General features: G+C 41.8%; 19 protein-coding genes, 3 tRNA genes and 4 rRNA genes. 16 read left to right on the forward strand and 10 right to left on the reverse strand.

Annotated features, from left to right (window positions below):
- The first annotated feature begins 76 nt into the window (after positions 1–76).
- The 7 genes from rapA to htpX all read left to right on the forward strand — a co-directional run bounded on the left by rapA (position 77) and on the right by htpX (position 7,242).
- On the forward strand, positions 77–2,848 hold the full coding sequence (gene rapA / locus AC6H0A_RS09345; RefSeq protein WP_005641555.1) for an RNA polymerase-associated protein RapA: 2,772 nt from the start codon (positions 77–79) through the stop codon (positions 2,846–2,848).
- A 2-nt stretch (positions 2,849–2,850) separates the two neighbouring features.
- Positions 2,851–3,510: a bifunctional tRNA pseudouridine(32) synthase/23S rRNA pseudouridine(746) synthase RluA gene (gene rluA, locus AC6H0A_RS09350; RefSeq protein WP_044232722.1), complete on the forward strand. Its 660-nt coding sequence runs from the start codon at positions 2,851–2,853 to the stop codon at positions 3,508–3,510.
- 26 nt (positions 3,511–3,536) lie between these two features.
- Positions 3,537–4,115 carry a rhomboid family intramembrane serine protease gene (locus tag AC6H0A_RS09355; protein WP_179231024.1) on the forward strand — a complete coding sequence of 193 codons (579 nt, stop codon included), beginning with the start codon at positions 3,537–3,539 and terminating at the stop codon, positions 4,113–4,115.
- 29 nt (positions 4,116–4,144) lie between these two features.
- On the forward strand, positions 4,145–4,897 hold the full coding sequence (locus AC6H0A_RS09360) for a DeoR/GlpR family transcriptional regulator (protein ID WP_179231025.1): 753 nt from the start codon (positions 4,145–4,147) through the stop codon (positions 4,895–4,897).
- Between the two features lie 127 nt (positions 4,898–5,024).
- On the forward strand, positions 5,025–5,777 hold the full coding sequence (locus AC6H0A_RS09365; protein ID WP_005641562.1) for an MlaA family lipoprotein: 753 nt from the start codon (positions 5,025–5,027) through the stop codon (positions 5,775–5,777).
- A gap of 56 nt (positions 5,778–5,833) precedes the next feature.
- Positions 5,834–6,223, forward strand: coding sequence for a RidA family protein (locus tag AC6H0A_RS09370; protein WP_044232724.1), 390 nt, complete (start codon positions 5,834–5,836; stop codon positions 6,221–6,223).
- Between the two features lie 164 nt (positions 6,224–6,387).
- On the forward strand, positions 6,388–7,242 hold the full coding sequence (gene htpX, locus AC6H0A_RS09375) for a protease HtpX (RefSeq protein ID WP_171898289.1): 855 nt from the start codon (positions 6,388–6,390) through the stop codon (positions 7,240–7,242).
- Positions 7,243–7,284: 42 nt separating this feature from the next.
- Here the strand turns inward: htpX and tusA are convergent, their stop codons facing one another.
- A complete protein-coding gene (tusA, locus tag AC6H0A_RS09380) occupies positions 7,285–7,524 on the reverse strand; it encodes a sulfurtransferase TusA (protein ID WP_005630802.1) in 240 nt (79 codons plus the stop codon).
- Between the two features lie 115 nt (positions 7,525–7,639).
- Between tusA and AC6H0A_RS09385 the strand changes: the two genes are divergently transcribed.
- From AC6H0A_RS09385 to AC6H0A_RS09425, 9 genes are all read left to right on the forward strand, one after another.
- Positions 7,640–8,260 (forward strand): YigZ family protein, encoded by a 621-nt coding sequence (locus AC6H0A_RS09385; RefSeq protein ID WP_005641570.1) that lies wholly within the window; start codon positions 7,640–7,642, stop codon positions 8,258–8,260.
- Positions 8,261–8,262: 2 nt separating this feature from the next.
- Complete coding sequence (locus tag AC6H0A_RS09390) at positions 8,263–9,726, forward strand: TrkH family potassium uptake protein (protein ID WP_070047045.1); 1,464 nt, start codon at positions 8,263–8,265, stop codon at positions 9,724–9,726.
- 356 nt (positions 9,727–10,082) lie between these two features.
- Positions 10,083–11,622: ribosomal RNA gene (locus AC6H0A_RS09395) — 16S ribosomal RNA — on the forward strand.
- A 118-nt stretch (positions 11,623–11,740) separates the two neighbouring features.
- A tRNA-Glu gene (locus AC6H0A_RS09400) sits at positions 11,741–11,816 on the forward strand.
- A 259-nt stretch (positions 11,817–12,075) separates the two neighbouring features.
- Positions 12,076–14,972 (forward strand): 23S ribosomal RNA (locus tag AC6H0A_RS09405).
- A 182-nt stretch (positions 14,973–15,154) separates the two neighbouring features.
- A 5S ribosomal RNA gene (gene rrf, locus AC6H0A_RS09410) occupies positions 15,155–15,270 on the forward strand.
- A gap of 46 nt (positions 15,271–15,316) precedes the next feature.
- Positions 15,317–15,432 (forward strand): 5S ribosomal RNA (rrf, locus tag AC6H0A_RS09415).
- Together the 16S, 23S and 5S rRNA genes with 3 tRNA genes alongside form the textbook arrangement of a ribosomal RNA operon.
- 12 nt (positions 15,433–15,444) lie before the next feature.
- Positions 15,445–15,521, forward strand: a tRNA-Asp gene (locus AC6H0A_RS09420).
- Positions 15,522–15,537: 16 nt separating this feature from the next.
- Positions 15,538–15,613 (forward strand) — tRNA-Trp (locus AC6H0A_RS09425).
- A gap of 18 nt (positions 15,614–15,631) precedes the next feature.
- Here AC6H0A_RS09425 and AC6H0A_RS09430 read toward each other — a convergent pair.
- From AC6H0A_RS09430 to AC6H0A_RS09470, 9 genes are all read right to left on the reverse strand, one after another.
- On the reverse strand, positions 15,632–16,687 hold the full coding sequence (locus tag AC6H0A_RS09430; protein ID WP_005642299.1) for a tyrosine-type recombinase/integrase: 1,056 nt from the start codon (positions 16,685–16,687) through the stop codon (positions 15,632–15,634).
- Between the two features lie 238 nt (positions 16,688–16,925).
- Positions 16,926–17,447, reverse strand: a complete 522-nt coding sequence (locus AC6H0A_RS09435) for a MazG-like family protein (RefSeq protein ID WP_005642297.1) — start codon at positions 17,445–17,447, stop codon at positions 16,926–16,928.
- A gap of 13 nt (positions 17,448–17,460) precedes the next feature.
- Positions 17,461–17,670: a hypothetical protein gene (locus AC6H0A_RS09440; protein WP_005642295.1), complete on the reverse strand. Its 210-nt coding sequence runs from the start codon at positions 17,668–17,670 to the stop codon at positions 17,461–17,463.
- Between the two features lie 10 nt (positions 17,671–17,680).
- A complete protein-coding gene (locus AC6H0A_RS09445; protein ID WP_005642293.1) occupies positions 17,681–17,872 on the reverse strand; it encodes a hypothetical protein in 192 nt (63 codons plus the stop codon).
- A gap of 18 nt (positions 17,873–17,890) precedes the next feature.
- The gene (locus AC6H0A_RS09450; protein WP_005642291.1) at positions 17,891–20,077 is read right to left on the reverse strand and encodes a replication endonuclease; all 2,187 of its coding nucleotides are present in this window, start codon (positions 20,075–20,077) and stop codon (positions 17,891–17,893) included.
- Between the two features lie 9 nt (positions 20,078–20,086).
- Positions 20,087–20,374 carry a hypothetical protein gene (locus AC6H0A_RS09455; RefSeq protein WP_005642289.1) on the reverse strand — a complete coding sequence of 96 codons (288 nt, stop codon included), beginning with the start codon at positions 20,372–20,374 and terminating at the stop codon, positions 20,087–20,089.
- 115 nt (positions 20,375–20,489) lie between these two features.
- The gene (locus AC6H0A_RS09460; RefSeq protein ID WP_005642287.1) at positions 20,490–20,744 is read right to left on the reverse strand and encodes an ANR family transcriptional regulator; all 255 of its coding nucleotides are present in this window, start codon (positions 20,742–20,744) and stop codon (positions 20,490–20,492) included.
- Positions 20,741–20,902, reverse strand: coding sequence for a hypothetical protein (locus AC6H0A_RS09465; protein ID WP_157997919.1), 162 nt, complete (start codon positions 20,900–20,902; stop codon positions 20,741–20,743). Before AC6H0A_RS09465 ends, AC6H0A_RS09460 begins: the two co-directional genes overlap by 4 nt.
- Positions 20,895–21,293, reverse strand: a complete 399-nt coding sequence (locus AC6H0A_RS09470; RefSeq protein WP_005642285.1) for a hypothetical protein — start codon at positions 21,291–21,293, stop codon at positions 20,895–20,897. Before AC6H0A_RS09470 ends, AC6H0A_RS09465 begins: the two co-directional genes overlap by 8 nt.
- Between the last annotated feature and the right edge of the window lie 9 nt (positions 21,294–21,302).

Below are 21,302 nucleotides of genomic sequence, written 5' to 3' on the forward strand. Positions count from 1 at the left end.
TTAATTTCTTTTGCTATTTAAGCAAGCTACAATACGCCCCCAAATTTTATCAATATAAATCAGAAAGAGAATTATTATGCCCTTTGCTATTGGTCAGCGCTGGTTGAGTGAAAGTGAAAACGCTTTAGGACTAGGTATCATTACCGCATTAGATCAACGAACCGTCACGATTTATTTCCCTGCTGCGGATGAAACGCGTATATATGCTGCTGCACAAGCGCCTTTAAGCCGAATTGTATTTAGTAAAGGTGAAACATTATCCCATCAAGCTGGCTGGCAAGGCGAGATTTTAGACGTTCAAAATATGAACGGTTTGCTATTTTATTTAGTTAAAAATCCGCAAGGTGAAGATGTCATTGTGCAAGAACGTGATATTTCATCGATTATTTCTTTTAGCCAAGCGAAAGAGCGTCTGTTTTCAGCGCAAATTGATCGTAGCAGTCATTTTGCATTGCGTTATCGCACTCTTTGTCATCAGCAAGCACAATTTAAATCGCCATTGCGTGGTTTACGCGGAACGCGTGCGGGTTTAATTCCTCATCAGCTTCATATTGCCGCTGAAGTCGGTAATCGAGTTAATCCTCGCGTGTTATTGGCGGATGAGGTTGGTTTAGGAAAAACCATTGAAGCAGGAATGATTTTGCAGAATCAACTTTTTGCTGAGAAAGTGCAACGTGTTCTTATTATCGTGCCAGAAACGTTGCAACATCAATGGTTGGTGGAAATGCTTCGTCGTTTTAATTTGCATTTTTCACTTTTTGATGAAGAACGTTGCAACGATTTTGATCTTGATGCCGTTAATCCATTTACAACGGAAAGCTTAATTATTTGTTCTCTGAATTGGTTAGAAACTCATCCAAACCGAGTGGAGCAGGCGCTCAATGCTCAATTTGACTGTTTAATTGTGGATGAGGCGCATCATCTCGTGTGGTTAGAATCTTCACCAAGTGCAGCTTATTTATTAGTTGAACAGCTTGCTCGTATCATTCCATCCGTCTTGTTACTCACTGCAACCCCAGAACAACTTGGGCAAGAAAGTCATTTTGCTCGTTTGCGTTTACTGGATCCAGAACGTTTCTTTGATTATCAAACCTTTGTGAAAGAGCAGGAATGCTATCAACCTGTGGTTAATGCCGTTGAATCTTTGTTGGCAAATAAGGCATTAAGTGCGGTCGAAAAAAATCATATTTCTGATTTATTGCTTGAACAAGATGTCGAGCCACTTTTTAAAGCGATTGCATCAAATAATGATGAAGAACAGCATCGTGCCCGTCAGGAACTGATTCAAGCCTTAATTGATCGTCACGGCACGGGGCGAATGTTATTCCGCAATACACGTCAAGGTGTGAAAGGTTTTCCGCACCGTGTTTACCACCAAATTACACTCTCGGAAGAGAATGATAAAATTGATTGGTTGATTGACTTCCTCAAACTACATCGCGATGAAAAAATTTTTGTGATTTGCCAGACAGCGGCAACAGCGATTCAGTTAGAACAAATTTTGCGTGAACGTGAGGCGATTCGTGCCGCAGTGTTCCACGAAAAAATGTCGATTATCGAACGGGATAGAGCCGCGGCTTATTTTGCGGATTTAGAAAACGGCGCACAGGTTTTACTGAGCTCGAGTATTGGTTCGGAAGGGCGTAATTTCCAATTCTCTGCAAATTTAGTGTTATTTGATTTACCGACAAATCCTGATTTATTGGAACAATGTATTGGCCGATTAGATCGTATTGGACAAAAACGTGATGTGCAAATTTATGTGCCTTGTGCGAAAGATTCGCCTCAAAGTCGTTTGGCTCGTTGGTACAATGAGGAATTGAATGCTTTTGAACAAACTTGTCCAATGGGAATGGCATTATTTTCTCAGTTTGCCGATGAATTGGAAAAAGTGCGGTCAAATTCTACCGCGCTTTCAGAGAATGAATTTTCTGAATTATTAAAACAAACTAAAATTGCGCGAGAAAAACTCAAGATTGAGTTAGAAAAAGGTCGAGATCGTTTATTAGAGCTAAATTCTCATGGCGGTGAGCAAGCACAAGCGTTAGCGGATCAAATTGCTGATGAAGATAATTCGCCTGAGCTTGTGAATTTTGCTTTAAAATTATTTGATATTATTGGCGTAGAGCAAGAAGATCTTGGGGCAAATAGTATTGTGATTAGCCCAACTGGGACAATGCTTGTGCCCGATTTTCCGGGTTTAAAAGAAGAAGGTGTGACGGTTACCTTTGATCGAGAACTTGCCCTTGCTCGCGAAGAAATGGAATTCTTGACTTGGGATCATCCTATGATTCGTCAAGGTATTGATCTTGTTGCTTCAGGGGATATTGGCAAAGCCGCAATGGCATTGCTTGTGAATAAACAACTGCCAGCTGGAACCTTATTAATTGAATTGATTTATGTGGTGGAAAGCCAATCGCCAAAAGGATTACAGCTCAATCGTTTCTTGCCGCCAACGCCTATTCGTCTGTTGCTTGATAACAAAGGAAATAACATTGGTGAGCAGGTTGCCTTTGAAACATTACATAGCAAATTGAAACCGCTTGGTAAAAATATTGCTAATCAAATGGTGAAAATGGCACGGGCCAATATTGAAGCCTTGATTACACGAGGCGATCAGCTCGTAAAATCTTTAGCTGAACCGATTATTGCCGAAGCTAAAAATCAAGCAGATCAACAATTAAGTGCAGAAATTAACCGTTTGCAGGCTTTGCGAGCAGTGAATAAAAATATTCGCCAGAGCGAAATTGATACTTTGGAACAACAACGAATACAATCACTTGACGAGCTTTCTAAAGCAAATTGGCGTTTGGATTGCTTGCGTGTCATTGTGACGAACAAGGAATAAAAATGGCATTGATTGAATACAATCCGCCTCTTGAACCTTATTTGGATATTATTTATCAAGATAATCATTTGTGCGTGGTGAATAAACCTAGCGGTTTGCTTTCCGTGCCAGGCAATCAACCACAATATTACGATAGTGCAATGAGTCGAGTAAAAGAAAAATTTGGCTTTTGTGAGCCAGCTCATCGTTTGGATATGGCCACGAGCGGTATTATTGTGTTTGCTTTAAGTAAGGCGGCGGATCGAGAATTAAAACGTCAATTTCGCGAACGTGAACCTAAAAAACATTATCAAGCGATTGTTTGGGGACATTTGGAGAAAGATTATGGTGAGGTAAATTTGCCGATGATTTGTGATTGGGAAAATCGACCTCGCCAACGTTTGGATTTCGTTTTAGGAAAAAGAGCGGTTACAAAATTCGAAGTTTTAGCACGTTTTTCCAATAATAGTACTCGCGTGAAACTGACGCCCGTGACAGGCCGATCTCATCAATTACGCTTGCACATGTTAGCATTGGGACATCCAATTCTAGGCGATAAATTTTATTCTCATCCTCAGGCTAAAGCGATGTCGCTAAGATTATGTTTGCACGCAGAAGAATTGACGATTACCCATCCTATTACAGGGGAAGTAATGACCTTTAATGCGAAGTCCGATTTTTAAATTTGCGCAGAAGCACGAGATCACGAATGAAAAACTTTTTAGCTCAACAAGGAAAAATCACGCTAATTCTCACCGCACTTTGCGCGCTTATTTATATTGCTCAGCAGCTGGGGTTTGAAGACGATATTATGTATTTGATGCATTACTCCGCTTACGAAGAGCAAGATAGCGAAGCGTGGCGTTATATTTCACATACACTGGTACATTTATCTAATTTGCATATTTTGTTTAATCTGTCTTGGTTTTTTATTTTCGGTGGAATGATTGAGCGCACTTTTGGTTCGATCAAATTATTGATGTTGTATGTTGTAACCTCCGCTATAACAGGATATGTGCAAAATTATGTGTCTGGCCCCGCTTTCTTTGGGCTTTCTGGTGTTGTATATGCTGTGTTGGGTTATGTATTTATATGCGATAAATTGAATCATCATTTATTTGATCTGCCAGAAGGTTTTTTCACAATGTTATTAGTGGGGATCGCATTAGGTTTTATTAGCCCCTTATTTGGTGTTGAAATGGGAAATGCAGCGCATATTTCAGGCCTGATTATCGGCTTGATTTGGGGATTTATTGATAGCAAATTACGTAAAAATTCGCTAGAGTAAGCCTGTTTTATTTGGATAAAGGATTCGCTATGAAACAATCGTTACGCCATCAAAAAATTATTAAACTAGTGGAGCAAGCTGGCTATTTAAGCACGGAAGAACTGGTTGCTGCCTTAGATGTTAGCCCCCAAACGATTCGCCGTGATTTGAATATTTTGGCGGAGTTGGATTTAATCCGTCGCCATCACGGTGGTGCGGCATCGCCATCTTCTGCAGAAAATTCTGATTACGTGGATCGTAAGCAATTCTTTTCATTACAAAAAAATAATATTGCACAGGAAGTCGCAAAGTTGATTCCTAACGGCGCATCGTTGTTTATTGATATTGGTACCACGCCTGAGGCTGTCGCCAATGCATTGCTTGGTCACGAAAAACTCCGAATTGTGACGAACAATCTGAATGCTGCTCATCTTTTACGTCAAAATGAAAGTTTTGATATTGTTATGGCGGGTGGATCGTTACGAATGGATGGTGGAATTATTGGCGAAGCTACAGTGAATTTTATTTCTCAATTTCGCCTAGATTTCGGTATTTTAGGGATTAGCGCGATCGATGCTGATGGTTCATTATTGGATTATGATTACCATGAAGTACAAGTAAAGCGAGCGATTATTGAAAGTTCACGTCAGACCTTATTAGTGACCGATCACTCTAAATTTACGCGCCAAGCGATTGTTCGATTGGGCGAATTAAGTGATGTAGAATATTTGTTTACGGATGATGTTCCTGAAGAAATTGTCAATTATCTGAAAGGTCAGAAAACGAAATTAGTTTTATGTTAGGAATGAGATAGTGCGGTAAAAATAATGGTTTTTTACCGCACTTTTTATATGTTTTATGGGCAAGATTTATTTTGTTGTTACTTGGCAAATTAGGTAGAATAAGCCCACATTTATATAAGGATTCAAAATGAAAATAAAGACGATTTTGACCGCACTTTTCGGCGTAATTGTGCTGACAGGTTGTGCAAATAAGAACGATATTAAACAAGCGAGTGAGCGTAATGACACCCTTGAAGGGTTCAATCGAATCATGTGGAAATTTAACTATAACGTTATGGATCGCTATGTGTTAGAACCCGCTGCAAAAGGTTGGAATAACTATGTGCCCAAGCCTATTTCTTCTGGTCTTGCTGGCATTGCCAATAATCTTGATGAGCCGGTAAGTTTTGTAAACCGCTTAATTGAAGGTGAACCGAAAAAAGCATTTGTTCACTTTAATCGCTTTTGGATTAACACTGTATTTGGTCTAGGTGGCTTTATTGATTTTGCGAGCGCAAGTAAAGAGCTACGCGTAGATAACCAACGTGGTTTTGGTGAAACATTAGGTAGCTACGGCGTAGATGCAGGCACTTATATTGTTCTACCGATTTATAATGCAACAACGCCACGACAATTAACGGGCGCAGTGGTTGATGCGGCTTATATGTATCCATTCTGGGAATGGGTGGGCGGTCCGTGGTCGTTAGTGAAATATGGTGTGCAAGCGGTGGATGCTCGTGCGAAAAATATCGATAACGCGGAGTTGTTACGCCAAGCTCAAGATCCATATGTAACCTTTAGAGAAGCGTATTACCAAAATTTACAATTTAAAGTAAGTGATGGCAAATCAACAGAAAATAAAGAATCGCTTTCTGATGACGTGCTAAAAGAAATTGATTAATAAACGAAAAGTGCGGTGAAAAATAACCGCACTTTTTATCAACTAAGGAGAAAATGATGACTCAAATTATTCATACTGAAAAAGCACCGGCAGCTATTGGCCCTTATGTTCAAGCGGTTGATCTTGGCAATTTAGTTTTAACCTCAGGGCAAATTCCAGTGAATCCTGCAACAGGTGAAGTGCCTACGGATATCGTTGCACAAGCACGCCAATCTTTAGAAAACGTGAAAGCGATTATTGAGAAAGCGGGTTTAACCGTCGCAGATATTGTAAAAACAACGGTTTTTGTGAAAGATCTTAATGATTTTGCAGCAGTTAATGCAGAATATGAACGTTTCTTTAAAGAAAATAATCATCCTAACTTCCCTGCTCGTTCTTGCGTAGAAGTTGCACGTTTACCAAAAGATGTGGGATTAGAAATTGAAGCGATTGCTGTAAGAAAATAATTTTCTGTTTGGCAATCTCTACTTAAAAGTGCGGTCATAAACTCGCATGTTTTTGACCGCACTTTTTGTTTGTATGCTGATAACAAAAATTTTACATTACACCTTGAATTTTTTATGAATTTTCCCCACTAAGGAAATACTTAACCCTAACTTTGAGAGAACACATTATGATGCGTATTCTTCTTTTCTTAGCAACCAATATGGCTGTAATGCTGGTATTAGGTATTATTTTAAGTGTGACTGGTATTGCAGGAAATAGCACCGGCGGCATTTTAATTATGGCGTTGTTATTTGGTTTTGCTGGCTCATTAATTTCATTATTCCTGTCTAAAACGATGGCATTACGTTCTGTAGATGGAGAAGTGATTACTCAACCTCGTAATCAAACTGAACGTTGGTTAATTGATACCGTTAGTCGCCAAGCGCAGAAAGCGGGGATTCCGATGCCAGACGTGGCGATTTATCATTCTCCCGATGTGAATGCTTTTGCTACAGGCGCGACAAAAAGCAATTCTTTGGTGGCAGTGAGTACGGGATTATTAAACAACATGACGGAGGCTGAAGCTGAAGCTGTTTTAGCGCACGAAATTTCTCATATTTCCAACGGCGATATGGTGACGATGGCGTTATTGCAAGGTGTATTGAATACTTTCGTGATTTTCTTATCTCGCGTTATTGCAACGGCGGTGGCAAGTTCGCGTAACAATAATGGAGAAGAAACGCGCAGTTCAGGTATTTATTTCTTGGTTTCGATGGTATTGGAAATACTCTTTGGTGTGCTTGCGAGTATTATCGCAATGTGGTTCTCACGCTACCGCGAATTTCGTGCAGATGCAGGTTCCGCAAGTTTAGTAGGCAAAGAAAAAATGATCATGGCATTGCAACGTTTGCAACAACTTCACGAACCTCAAAATCTTGAAGGTTCTTTAAATGCCTTTATGATTAATGGTAAACGCAGTGAACTCTTTATGAGTCATCCGCCACTCGAGAAGCGTATTGAAGCCTTACGCAATCTTTAATAATTACAAAAAAATCGGCCGCACTTTAATGAGGCCGATTTTTTATTTTCCTTTTTTCACCCAATATTTGAACGGTGGTTTTTCCACTTCACTTTGCAGTAATGTGTGATCCATAAATTGACAGAAACTTGGAATATCTCTTGTTGTTGCAGGATCATCAGCAATAATCAAAAGTATTTCTCCATCGTTAAGATGACGAATATTTTTACGAACAAGCATGACAGGTTCTGGGCAACGTAATCCTAAAGTATCTAGGGTTTGTGTGACGGAAATTTCAGACATATTCTTTTTTCTTTTGAAAAACAGAGCCATATCATACCGCACTTACGGCAAAATTTCGACAAATCCCAGTTATCAGTGATAGACTAGTGCTACCGAAATTACCTTGAAAAAATAAATGGCGGAATACCTCGTTCCTAAAAGTGCGGTTGTTTTTGAAGAAGAAATTAAGAAAAGCCGTTTTATTACTTATTTACAACACACCGAAGGTTTAGAAGACGCAAGAGCTTTTTGGGCAAAGATTAAACAAGAACATCCAAATGCTCGGCATCATTGTTGGGCTGCCGTAGCAGGTAAGCCAACAGATTCTCTACAACTTGGTTTTTCTGATGATGGCGAACCTGCTGGAACGGCAGGAAAGCCAATGTTGAGTGCATTGCAAGGTAGTCAATTAGGTGAAATTAGTGCGGTGGTGGTTCGCTATTATGGTGGTATTTTGTTTGGAACGGGCGGATTAGTTCGTGCTTACGGCAATGGTGTTCAACAAGCGTTAAAGCTGATTGAAAGCGAAATTAAAGTTGAACGAGCCTCTTTCAAACTTGATTGTGACTATGGCCAGCTAAATTTAGTCCAACAACTTTGTGAAAAATATCAGGTTGAGATTTTATCTCAAGATTTTCAGGTAAATATTCATTTGATTTTAGGTATTAGTGAAAAAACAGTCGATGTTTTTTCTTCAGAATTAACGGAAAAATCTGCGGGCAGATTAGTCATCCAACTTTTAGAGACAGGCGAATAATAGTGCATATTTTATCGATTATCCGAATTATTGGTATTCTTGTGATGTGTTTTTCTGGCACGATGCTGATTCCAGCATTTGTCGCACTGATTTATGGCGATGGTGGCGGCAAGGCATTTATGCAGGCTTTTATCTTGAGCTTGACAGCGGGCACATTGCTTTGGTGGTCATGCCATCACCATAAACAAGAATTACGATCCCGTGATGGTTTTTTGATTGTTGTGGCTTTTTGGTTAGTTTTAGGAAGCTTGGCAACATTGCCTCTTTTATTGTTCGATTCACCACATTTAACTATTGCTTCAGCTGTATTTGAAGCATTTTCTGGCTTAACTACTACTGGTGCAACGGTGATGACGGGGCTGGATAATTTACCTAAATCTATTTTGTTTTATCGTCAGTTTTTACAATGGTTAGGTGGTATGGGGATTATCGTATTGGCTGTGGCGATAATTCCGCTGTTGGGAATTGGTGGGACACAATTATATCGAGCAGAATCTTCAGGCCCTCTTAAAGATCAAAAATCTTTGCCTAAAATTTCAGAAGTGGCGAAAGCTCTATGGATTATTTATGCTTCATTAACTGTTCTTTGTGCCATTGCATATTGGCTATCAGGAATGAATCTTTTTGATGCCATTGGGCATAGTTTTTCGACAATTTCAAATGGAGGATTTTCAACGCACGATGCAAGTATCGGCTATTTTAATCAGCCCTCTATCTATTGGATTACAACGATCTTTATGCTAATTTGTGGTGTAAATTTTAACCTGCACATTTCCGCTTTTCTTGCACTAGGTAAAAGAAATATTTGGCGAAATTATTGGAAAGATCCCGAATTTCGTTTTTTTCTAACAATGCAAATTATTTTTATTGGTATTGTATCTCTATCTTTATATAGTTACGGTTTAGTTTCAGATATGAACGAGGCAGTAACAAAAGGTGCATTACAATTAACATCAATGTCAATGACTTCTGGTTATACAATTTTTGACATTAATAATCTTCCGCCTTTTATTGGGCTTTTACTGGTGATTTCTGCGGTAATTGGTGGTTGTGGCGGTTCAACAACTGGGGGATTAAAAGCGATACGGACACTTATATTGTGGAAACAAATCGATCGAGAACTGCATAGTCTAATTCATCCAAATTTAGTACAACCAATTCGAATAGGTAAAAATCGTCTAGCACTAAGAATGGTAGAAAGTATTTGGGCATTCTTCATTATTTTTATACTGGTTTATTGGGGGTGTGTTTTTGCTGTTATTCTTTGTGGAATGAATGTTTTTGATGCGATGGGGGCTGTATTCGCCACATTAACGAATGCAGGACCGGGACTTGGCTTTATTCATGAAAGTTTTATTGATGTTCCAGAAAGTGCTAAATTAGTCTTTAGTTTTGCTATGATCTGTGGACGTTTAGAAATATTTTCATTAATTGTGCTGTTTATTCCAAGCTATTGGAAAAAATAATAATTGGAAAATTATTGTATTTCTAACCGCACTTTTTAATGAAATGTTTATATTTCCATCAAAAGATCATTTTTTTAAATATTTTTGCAAAAAGTACTTGCAAGGGATTTGAAAATCCCTATAATGCACCGCACACAACGACGCACTGTTGTGAAGTATTTAAGTTTACAAGTGCGTCGTTGTTTTTTGCTCTTTAACAATGTATCAGACAATCTGTGTGGGCACTTGTTGATTGACTTGTTTTAAAAATATTTTTTAATTTTGAAGTCTTAATAGGTGCTTAACTGAAAATTCATAATTACTTTTTAAGTAGTATTTTTATTTATAGCTAAGCAATATATTGAGCGATTGAACTTGAATTGAAGAGTTTGATCATGGCTCAGATTGAACGCTGGCGGCAGGCTTAACACATGCAAGTCGAACGGTAGCAGGAGGAAGCTTGCTTTCTTGCTGACGAGTGGCGGACGGGTGAGTAATGCTTGGGAATCTGGCTTATGGAGGGGGATAACTACGGGAAACTGTAGCTAATACCGCGTAATATCGAAAGATTAAAGTGTGGGACCTTCGGGCCACATGCCATAAGATGAGCCCAAGTGGGATTAGGTAGTTGGTGAGGTAAAGGCTCACCAAGCCTGCGATCTCTAGCTGGTCTGAGAGGATGGCCAGCCACACTGGAACTGAGACACGGTCCAGACTCCTACGGGAGGCAGCAGTGGGGAATATTGCGCAATGGGGGGAACCCTGACGCAGCCATGCCGCGTGAATGAAGAAGGCCTTCGGGTTGTAAAGTTCTTTCGGTATTGAGGAAGGGATGTGTGCTAATAGTACACGTCATTGACGTTAAATACAGAAGAAGCACCGGCTAACTCCGTGCCAGCAGCCGCGGTAATACGGAGGGTGCGAGCGTTAATCGGAATAACTGGGCGTAAAGGGCACGCAGGCGGTTATTTAAGTGAGGTGTGAAAGCCCTGGGCTTAACCTGGGAATTGCATTTCAGACTGGGTAACTAGAGTACTTTAGGGAGGGGTAGAATTCCACGTGTAGCGGTGAAATGCGTAGAGATGTGGAGGAATACCGAAGGCGAAGGCAGCCCCTTGGGAATGTACTGACGCTCATGTGCGAAAGCGTGGGGAGCAAACAGGATTAGATACCCTGGTAGTCCACGCTGTAAACGCTGTCGATTTGGGGATTGGGCTTAGAGCTTGGTGCCCGTAGCTAACGTGATAAATCGACCGCCTGGGGAGTACGGCCGCAAGGTTAAAACTCAAATGAATTGACGGGGGCCCGCACAAGCGGTGGAGCATGTGGTTTAATTCGATGCAACGCGAAGAACCTTACCTACTCTTGACATCCATGGAATCCTGTAGAGATACGGGAGTGCCTTCGGGAACCATGAGACAGGTGCTGCATGGCTGTCGTCAGCTCGTGTTGTGAAATGTTGGGTTAAGTCCCGCAACGAGCGCAACCCTTATCCTTTGTTGCCAGCGATTCGGTCGGGAACTCAAAGGAGACTGCCAGTGATAAACTGGAGGAAGGTGGGGATGACGTCAAGTCATCATGGCCCTTACGAGTAGGGCTACACACGTGCTACAATGGCGTATACAGAGGGTGGCGAAACTGCGAGGTGGAGCGAATCTCAGAAAGTACGTCTAAGTCCGGATTGGAGTCTGCAACTCGACTCCATGAAGTCGGAATCGCTAGTAATCGCGAATCAGAATGTCGCGGTGAATACGTTCCCGGGCCTTGTACACACCGCCCGTCACACCATGGGAGTGGGTTGTACCAGAAGTAGATAGCTTAACCTTCGGGAGGGCGTTTACCACGGTATGATTCATGACTGGGGTGAAGTCGTAACAAGGTAACCGTAGGGGAACCTGCGGTTGGATCACCTCCTTACCCAAGACGAGAGACAGCGAGTGCTCACACAGATTGGCTGATAGTTATAGACAAGATTTGAAACGAAGCGAAAGCAACGTTGAAAGATAAGAAATATGATAGAGTATCTTTAATTGATGTCCCCATCGTCTAGAGGCCTAGGACATCGCCCTTTCACGGCGGTAACCGGGGTTCGAATCCCCGTGGGGACGCCAATTAAAGATAACTTTGTTAGATTATCTTACTGTTCTTTAAAAAATTGGAAACAAGCTGAAAACAAGAGATTTTCGAGAGAAAGTCTGAGTAGGCAAGGCAGTAAACAGTAAACTGAAAAGAAAACTGAAATAAAACTGTTTTGCATAAAATCTTGATTGAACAAAAGCAATCAAGTGTTTAGTTGAATGAAAATACGCATCAAATTGACCGCACTTTCAAGTGAAAACTTAAAGTGGTTGAAAGCATTTGAGGTTGTATAGTTAAGTGACTAAGCGTACAAGGTGGATGCCTTGGCAATCAGAGGCGAAGAAGGACGTGCTAATCTGCGAAAAGCTTGGATGAGTCGATAAGAGGCGTTTAATCCAAGATATCCGAATGGGGAAACCCAGTAGATGAAGAATCTACTATCACTAACTGAATCCATAGGTAAGTGAGGCAAACCGGGAGAACTGAAACATCTAAGTACCCCGAGGAAAAGAAATCAACCGAGATTTCGTCAGTAGCGGCGAGCGAAAGCGAAAGAGCCAGTTAATGATAGCAGCAGAGATAGAGGAATAAGCTGGGAAGCTTAGCGACACAGGGTGATAGCCCCGTACTCGACATCCAGGCTGTGGTACTAAGTTAACGAGAAGTAGGGCGGGACACGTGATATCCTGTTTGAAGATGGGGGGACCATCCTCCAAGGCTAAATACTCCTGATTGACCGATAGTGAACCAGTACTGTGAAGGAAAGGCGAAAAGAACCCCGGTGAGGGGAGTGAAATAGAACCTGAAACCTTGTACGTACAAGCAGTGGGAGCCTGAAAGGGTGACTGCGTACCTTTTGTATAATGGGTCAGCGACTTATATTTTGTAGCGAGGTTAACCGAATAGGGGAGCCGAAGGGAAACCGAGTCTTAACTGGGCGTCTAGTTGCAAGGTATAGACCCGAAACCCGGTGATCTAGCCATGGGCAGGTTGAAGGTTGGGTAACACTAACTGGAGGACCGAACCGACTAATGTTGAAAAATTAGCGGATGACTTGTGGCTGGGGGTGAAAGGCCAATCAAACCGGGAGATAGCTGGTTCTCCCCGAAATCTATTTAGGTAGAGCCTTGAGCGGACACCTTTGGGGGTAGAGCACTGTTTCGGCTAGGGGTCCATCCCGGATTACCAACCCGATGCAAACTACGAATACCAAAGAGTGATACTCAGGAGACACACGGCGGGTGCTAACGTCCGTCGTGGAGAGGGAAACAACCCAGACCGCCAGCTAAGGTCCCAAAGTCTATATTAAGTGGGAAACGAAGTGGGAAGGCTTAGACAGCTAGGATGTTGGCTTAGAAGCAGCCATCATTTAAAGAAAGCGTAATAGCTCACTAGTCGAGTCGGCCTGCGCGGAAGATGTAACGGGGCTGAAATATAGCACCGAAGCTGCGGCATCAGACGAAAGTCTGTTGGGTAGGGGAGCGTTGTGTAAGCGGAAGAAGGTGTGTTGAGAAGCATGCTGGACGTATCACAAGTGCGAATGCTGACATAAGTAACGATAAAACGGGTGAAAAACCCGTTCGCCGGAAGACCAAGGGTTCCTGTCCAACGTTAATCGGGGCAGGGTGAGTCGGCCCCTAAGGCGAGGCTGAAGAGCGTAGTCGATGGGAAACAGGTTAATATTCCTGTACTTGGTAAAGCTGCGATGTGGGGACGGAGTAGGTTAGGTTATCGCACTGTTGGATATGTGCGTTTAAGTTGGTAGGTGGGAAGTTTAGGCAAATCCGGACTTCCTTAACACTGAGAGATGATGACGAGGCTCTACGGAGCTGAAGTAACTGATACCACACTTCCAGGAAAAGCCACTAAGCGAAAGGCTTTACTAAACCGTACTGAAAACCGACACAGGTGGTCAGGTAGAGAATACTCAGGCGCTTGAGAGAACTCGGGTGAAGGAACTAGGCAAAATAGCACCGTAACTTCGGGAGAAGGTGCGCCGGCGTAGATTGTAGTCCCTCGCGGGCGAAGGTTGAACCGGTCGAAGATACCAGCTGGCTGCAACTGTTTATTAAAAACACAGCACTCTGCAAACACGAAAGTGGACGTATAGGGTGTGATGCCTGCCCGGTGCTGGAAGGTTAATTGATGGTGTAATCGAAAGAGAAGCTCCTGATCGAAGCCCCAGTAAACGGCGGCCGTAACTATAACGGTCCTAAGGTAGCGAAATTCCTTGTCGGGTAAGTTCCGACCTGCACGAATGGCATAATGATGGCCAGGCTGTCTCCACCCGAGACTCAGTGAAATTGAAATCGCCGTGAAGATGCGGTGTACCCGCGGCTAGACGGAAAGACCCCGTGAACCTTTACTATAGCTTGACACTGAACATTGAATTTTGATGTGTAGGATAGGTGGGAGCCTTTGAAGCAGTCACGCCAGTGATTGTGGAGGCGTCCTTGAAATACCACCCTTTAACGTTTGATGTTCTAACGAAGATTACGAAACGTGGTCTCGGACAGTGTCTGGTGGGTAGTTTGACTGGGGCGGTCTCCTCCCAAAGAGTAACGGAGGAGCACGAAGGTTTGCTAATCACGGTCGGACATCGTGAGGTTAGTGCAATGATATAAGCAAGCTTAACTGCGAGACAGACAAGTCGAGCAGGTACGAAAGTAGGTCATAGTGATCCGGTGGTTCTGAATGGAAGGGCCATCGCTCAACGGATAAAAGGTACTCCGGGGATAACAGGCTGATACCGCCCAAGAGTTCATATCGACGGCGGTGTTTGGCACCTCGATGTCGGCTCATCACATCCTGGGGCTGAAGTAGGTCCCAAGGGTATGGCTGTTCGCCATTTAAAGTGGTACGCGAGCTGGGTTTAGAACGTCGTGAGACAGTTCGGTCCCTATCTGCCGTGGGCGTAGGAGAATTGGTTGGGGCTGCTCCTAGTACGAGAGGACCGGAGTGGACGCACCACTGGTGTTCCGGTTGTGTCGCCAGACGCATTGCCGGGTAGCTAAGTGCGGAAGAGATAAGTGCTGAAAGCATCTAAGCACGAAACTTGCCAAGAGATGAGTTCTCCCAGATTATAAATCTGTAAGGGTTGTTTAAGACTAAGACGTAGATAGGCAGGGTGTGTAAGTGATGTGAGTCATTGAGCTAACCTGTACTAATTGCCCGAGGGACTTAACTATACAACGCTCAAGTGTTTTTGGAAAAGAGCGAAAAAGAGAAGACTAGACAAACAAATTAAATATAGAAGACGTAATAGAAAGAAAATTGAGTTCAGCTTGTGGCCAATAAGAACGAGTGAAAGGTAGAGTAAGAGCTGAGTAGCGAAAGATAAAAGAGAAAAGACGAGTTATCAAAGGATTATCCTGGCGGCAATAGTGCGGTGGAACCACCTGACACCATATCGAACTCAGAAGTGAAACGCTGTAATGCCGATGGTAGTGTGGGGCTTCCCCATGTGAGAGTAGGGCACCGCCAGGTTTATTTTTTTAGTTTATTTATTGAGTAAATTAAAAAAATAAAAATTTTTGGCAGAGATAGTGCAATAGATCCACCTGATACCATACCGAACTCAGAAGTGAAATGTTGTAATGCTGATGGTAGTGTGGGGTATCCCCATGTGAGAGTAAGGCACTGCCAATTACCACATTTAGCGGAGTGGTAGTTCAGCTGGTTAGAATACCTGCCTGTCACGCAGGGGGTCGCGGGTTCGAGTCCCGTCCATTCCGCCAATTTATTCATACCAATAGGGGCGTAGTTCAATTGGTAGAGCACCGGTCTCCAAAACCGGGTGTTGGGAGTTCGAGCCTCTCCGCCCCTGCCATTAAAAAGCATTTCATTTTCAATAATTTACTACATTGTAAAAATTTTCTTGTGAGAAATCATCGTCTTCGTGTGGCGTAAATGTGACATTGTTCGCAAACTCTATCATGTGATCTGCATTTAAATGTGCATATTTTTTTACCATTTCTAATGTTTCCCAACCACCCATCTCTTTTAACGTATAAAGCGGCGTGCCTGCTTGAACGTGCCAACTTGCCCAAGTATGGCGCAAATCATGAAAGCGAAAATTATGAATATTGCTTTTTTCTAATGCTTGATGGAAATCATGCCAATCAATACGCCCAATTTGTTTATCTGTACCACGATGAAAAACAAATTCACTGCGGCGAGTTTGGTATAATTTTTGCAATAAGTCCAAAGCAGTGTTATTCAATGGTAATGCTCTTGCTTTACCTGATTTTGCTACATCATTTGAAACAATCGCGATACTACGTTCAAAATCCACTTTATCCCATGTCATTGATAAAATCTCTGTCATACGCGCGCCAGTGAATAAAGCAAAAGAACAAACATTTTTCATCCACGCTAAATTCAAATTTGAAATCAGTGTTGTGGCTTGCTCTTTTGTAATCCAACGCACGCGGACTTTTGGCTCAACGAATTTTTTCACATAAGGGATTCTATCAATCCAACCATTTTTATAAGCCAGTGAAAGAACCCGCAAAATGGACGTACGATAGCGGTTTTTTGTCGAAGGCGACAATGGTTTTTTATGAGTGGTTGAGTATGTCGGCAAATTATTCATAATATCTTCGCCTGTAATATCACTCAATTTCCAACCGCCAAAAACAGCACGCCAATAAATAGCGTGTCTGCGGTTAGTATCAAAATCCTTTTTCAACTTGGCATCTTCCACAAATAATAACAAGGCTTCTTCAAAGAGTTTTGGCGGTTTCTTGTTAAGGTGCGCCATATCCCATAATTCTGCTTTGATCTTATCGTGTAATTCTTGTGCCTTTTTCTTTACTTCAGTCCCAGCGCTTCGTCTAATTCGTTCGCCACTCGGTGTTGTAATATCGAGCCAATATGTACTTCCTCTCTTGTAGATTGACATTTATTTTTTCCTCCATTTTTTATATCAGTCAATCCAACCAATCGGATGACATTATTTTTTCTTTTTCTACAACGGTCAAGATCTTCCCTAAAAACTCGCCACGCTTTCGAACCTTCTATCTGAAAAAAGCCCCATTTAAAACGGTGAGCGAAAACAGTGCTGTAACTTAAATTAAGGAGGTCAGCGACCTCCTTAATTGTTAAAGTGCGCTCGGATTTTGTTGTGTTTTCCTCTGTAATCACAAATCCCCCTCTTTCACAAACACGCCATCAATCATACGTCCCTTGCGGTCTTTGATTTCATCCCAAGCTGCTTGCACACAATCTGTTAGCATTAAATTATATTTTCTGCTAATTAATTTAAGTGATAAGCAAGGACACCCAAATATAGCATCAACTTTTGTCGGTATTTCTAGGTTTTGACCCATTAATTCACTTGCTAGCATACCAAGGCTAACGACTGTTTCTGCGATAATTTCTTCAACGTCTAATTTAAAAACAGGTTGAAATGAATCTAGATTACTAATTGTTTCTAAGACGCTATCAATATGATTTTGCTTAGCCAAAATCACCATCACCACAAAACAATCCCCAATGCTATCCTTAATTACATCAGGTTTATTTTTTGCTACGCCACTACATAGCTCACCAAATTCTTCCATCAATTTAATAAATTGTTTCTGCGGTGTAGAACCCTCAATCAAATTGCGATCTTCTGCCCATTGTTCAATGTTTTTGATAAGTTGTTGTAATTCTGCCATTTTTCTTTCCTTTTCAATCTCTACCTTTAATCACATTAGGTACTTCCACAATTAGGACTCGCTCAGGTGGAATTTTTAAATATTTTCTGTAATGGTCTGCGATTTCTTCTGCTTCGCTATAAGTCACGGTTGTTCGACTTTCTCTCCCAACTTGCCATTCTCTAGCAAATTCACACTCCAGCACCACGTATCGCTTACCATCAATTAACTGAATATTGGTCATGGTATTTTCCTTAATCCTGTGGAACATTTTCAATCTTCACCCATTTAGGTTCATTTCTATTAGCACCAGTAGTGTTTAACCATCTACGCCATAATGTCCCGTCATTACACAGTGCAACAATTGTTTCTGATTGCTCTAAATCCCCACAGTCATTGTCATAAGCCATACATTCAGCTACTGCAATTTGAACAATTTTTCTCATTTTTAACCTCACTTTTAATCAATTCACTCTAAAATCCCCCAAGCTCTCGCCCCAACCAAAGGCTTGAGCCAACGGAATTTTTTCTTCTTTAATGAAAACTTCATCGTTTTCACAACAAATCCACCGATAGTCATTAAGCCGTAACCTTCCATGGCGCATTAAAAGGTCAATTTGTGACGGTTTTAATGGCGCACCAATAGGCAACATCAACAAATTAGCTTGTTGTTCAATTTTTGAACGGTTACAGTTATTGACACAAGTCCAAGCGGCGCGATGCGCCTTGTTTGTTTCGGTGGACTCCGAATTAAGTGCGGTGGAACCCAACGCACTTTTCGCTGATTTAATCACCCAGTTTTTTAATTTGGTGATGATTTTCTTTTCTGTGAATCTGTTTTTTACCCCCACAATTTTCTTACGAATCTCCCCGTATTTATTCGGTTCGCATTCCTCATACTCAATACAAATCGGCTGTTCACAACGTTTTGTCATTGCGCCACCTTGCACTTTTAAATAACTACCAAAACAACTCACATCAGCCACCGTGCGACCAATATCTAATACTTCATCGTCCGCAACGGCTGCCATGGCATCATCAATTTTGCGAAGTTCACGCCACGTTGAAATTGACGGTGTGCCGTAAAACTGGAATTGACGAATGCCCCAAAGATTTGCCCATGCACTGACACGTTGTACGTTTTCAAGTAATGTCAGATTTTCTACTTCATCGGACATTTCTTTGCCTTGCTTACCTGCATAGATATTCTTGGCAATGTATTTCGCTACATAGCCAATGGCAGAACCTTTGGTTGGGTCAATTTCTTCTACTTTGAAACGGTATTTTTTCGCACCAAACTCATCGCCATCTAATTCCAATGCTTTCTTGCGGAATAGATGAATAACGTCATCTTTATGTTCAGGTTTTACATACATCAGCAAGTGCCAATGCGGTGTGCCATCGTGATGCGGTTCAACGCCACGAAAGCCAAAAAAACCGATTCCACGTTTGGCAAACTGTGCACGCAACTGCGCCCACACTTTATTTAAGTAACGTTGCGTATCACGAGGGCTTGCGCCTTTCCATTTTTTATTGTTTTTACCTGTTTCATGGGTTGCGTGAAAAGAGGATGGGGCAGTCAGCGTAAGAAAGAGTGACACAAATGAATTTTCTATCGCCCATTCATCAATCCCACGCAAGCGGTTCATGGTTTCCTGAAAACGGATAGCAGGATTTGCCACCGATTTTTTCCACATTTCAATCAACGGCATTTGTTCGGTGCTATCGTCTAGATTTTCCAACACCATTTGTTGCAGATATTCGAGGTTATCTGCACGTTGCGCACGGTAGTCATTAAATGCAGTTTGCGACACATAAGGGCTCACTTTTGCCGATACTGCACCACAGCCAATCTCCACATGTTCTTTCAATCTTTTTTGTGCGGTAGTAAGTTGTCGTTTCCAGTGTGTTGGGCAAACTGATTTATTAAGATCAACCTCAATGTCATTCACATCTAAGAAACGGTTATCTTGATAAGCGAACCAGTGTTTTAACGGAAAACCAATATCCGCACACACTTCGCCTACTAAGCGATAAAGGTCACGAGAAAGTGCGGTGAAATCATCAAGAGATATTTCGCCACGTTCTTTCCGCTCGGCTTGTTCGCTGACAAAATCAGACTGTAATTTCGTAAACAACATGGCTAATTTGTCTGCCATTTCTTTTAGCTGATGTTCACCTAATAAATAAAACGGAAAGTTAGCCGCTTTTTTGCCTTTAGAAAGTGCGACCACCTGTGAATGCGTATCACGGTCAATCAACCAATCAAGGCTAATGTGATAATGTTGAAAAACGGCTTTCAGGCGATTGGTGAGGATTTCACGCAAATAGGTATTCGCATACGCTGCCTGTTTATTGCCGAATTTAAACCCGATAGAACCATCATCTTTCACGCCATTGAACGCACGCAACCACACATGGCGAAAATGCTCACGTTGGCGTTTGCGAGGGAGCGCAGAAAGCAGTTTTTCAACATAATCGAACTGGTGCGGCGCAACAGAAAATAATTCCATTTGCGCTGATGTCGCTTGAGCAGTATCTAAAGTGCGGTCAACATTCACCGCACTTTGCATCATCACTGCACGTGCATCTGCCATCGCTTGCTCACGTTTGGCAAGATTAGCATTGCACTCAAGTTCCCAGTTCATCATCAAGAATCCTTACATTGCCGTATTGGCTAAATATTCACTGTGATATTCAAAATATTCTTTGATTTTGTTGTTAGTGGATTTCACGGCACTAACGAATTCATCTAGAGTTGAAATTTCTTGCTGTGTTAAGTCATAATGGCGCAATGCCTCAACGACATCTAAAACAGTGCCAAGTGATTCACCGATATTTTGTGGCGCTTGCCCTTCAATCATCTCAAACACCTGAAAACGTGAATTCATCGTTCTAACTCCCAATGTCACACCACAATCAAGCGGAATATAAATATTGTTTTCCATCATTCCTCCTTACCAGCGTTTATCTAACCAATCGGCAATCAACGCAGTTAATCCCATTGCCGTCAAAGCTATACCAAGTACAGTCAATACCACCGCTAAACACATCAAAAAAAGCTCACACATCACATTTCTCCATAAATTGCTTAAAGTCATATTGGCGGGTCTTTTCCTGTTTGATTTGCCCTTCCTCAATCGCTTTTTTGAAACAATATTCAGCGCGTGCAAAGCTCCAGTTTGTTTGTGTTTCGGTTGGTGCAGCTATCCACGCTGAACGCCATTGTTTTGCGGCTAACCCATAATTGCCTTGTTGCTCACTTTCTTTTGCGTGTTGCGCATGGTCTAAATAAGTTTTAATCGCTAATTTTTTCATTTTGCATTTCTCGCTAAGTAAACCGTCATATTGGCGGATTCGATGATTTTTGAATAAACAAGCGCGGCGATGTCATCTTTCCCTTGTTGTTTTAAATGTCCCCACAAGGCTAAAAAACGACGATATTTGCGATACCATTTCTGTGCGGATTTATTCATTTGTGTTTCCATTTTTATCTTCCTGAGTATCAATTTGAGTAAATTCCCGCTCTGTTACGCCTTGTGAAAACATTCCCGAAAGTAACCGCACTTTACGTAGTGCACGGGCTATTTTGCGTTGTCCTTGTTCTGTGTAGTGATGGAGCTTAGTGCCTGTTAAATGCCCTGCACGTAAATCTGAAAAATCTAAATCGGCTAATTCCAACAGCATTTCTCGAAAGCCTTGTTGTAAACCGTCAAACTCTCGTTCTACACGGAATTGGCTTTTACTTAACAAGTGCAGCACATCATCAAAACTTCGGATTTCAGGCACCTTTACTTGATTTACACGGCACCATTTTTCAGCGGCAGATTCCGTTTCATCGTCAAAGCAATAAGGCATTAAGGCCATCACTCACCC

This window comes from Haemophilus sp. THUN1692, from assembly GCF_059704395.1.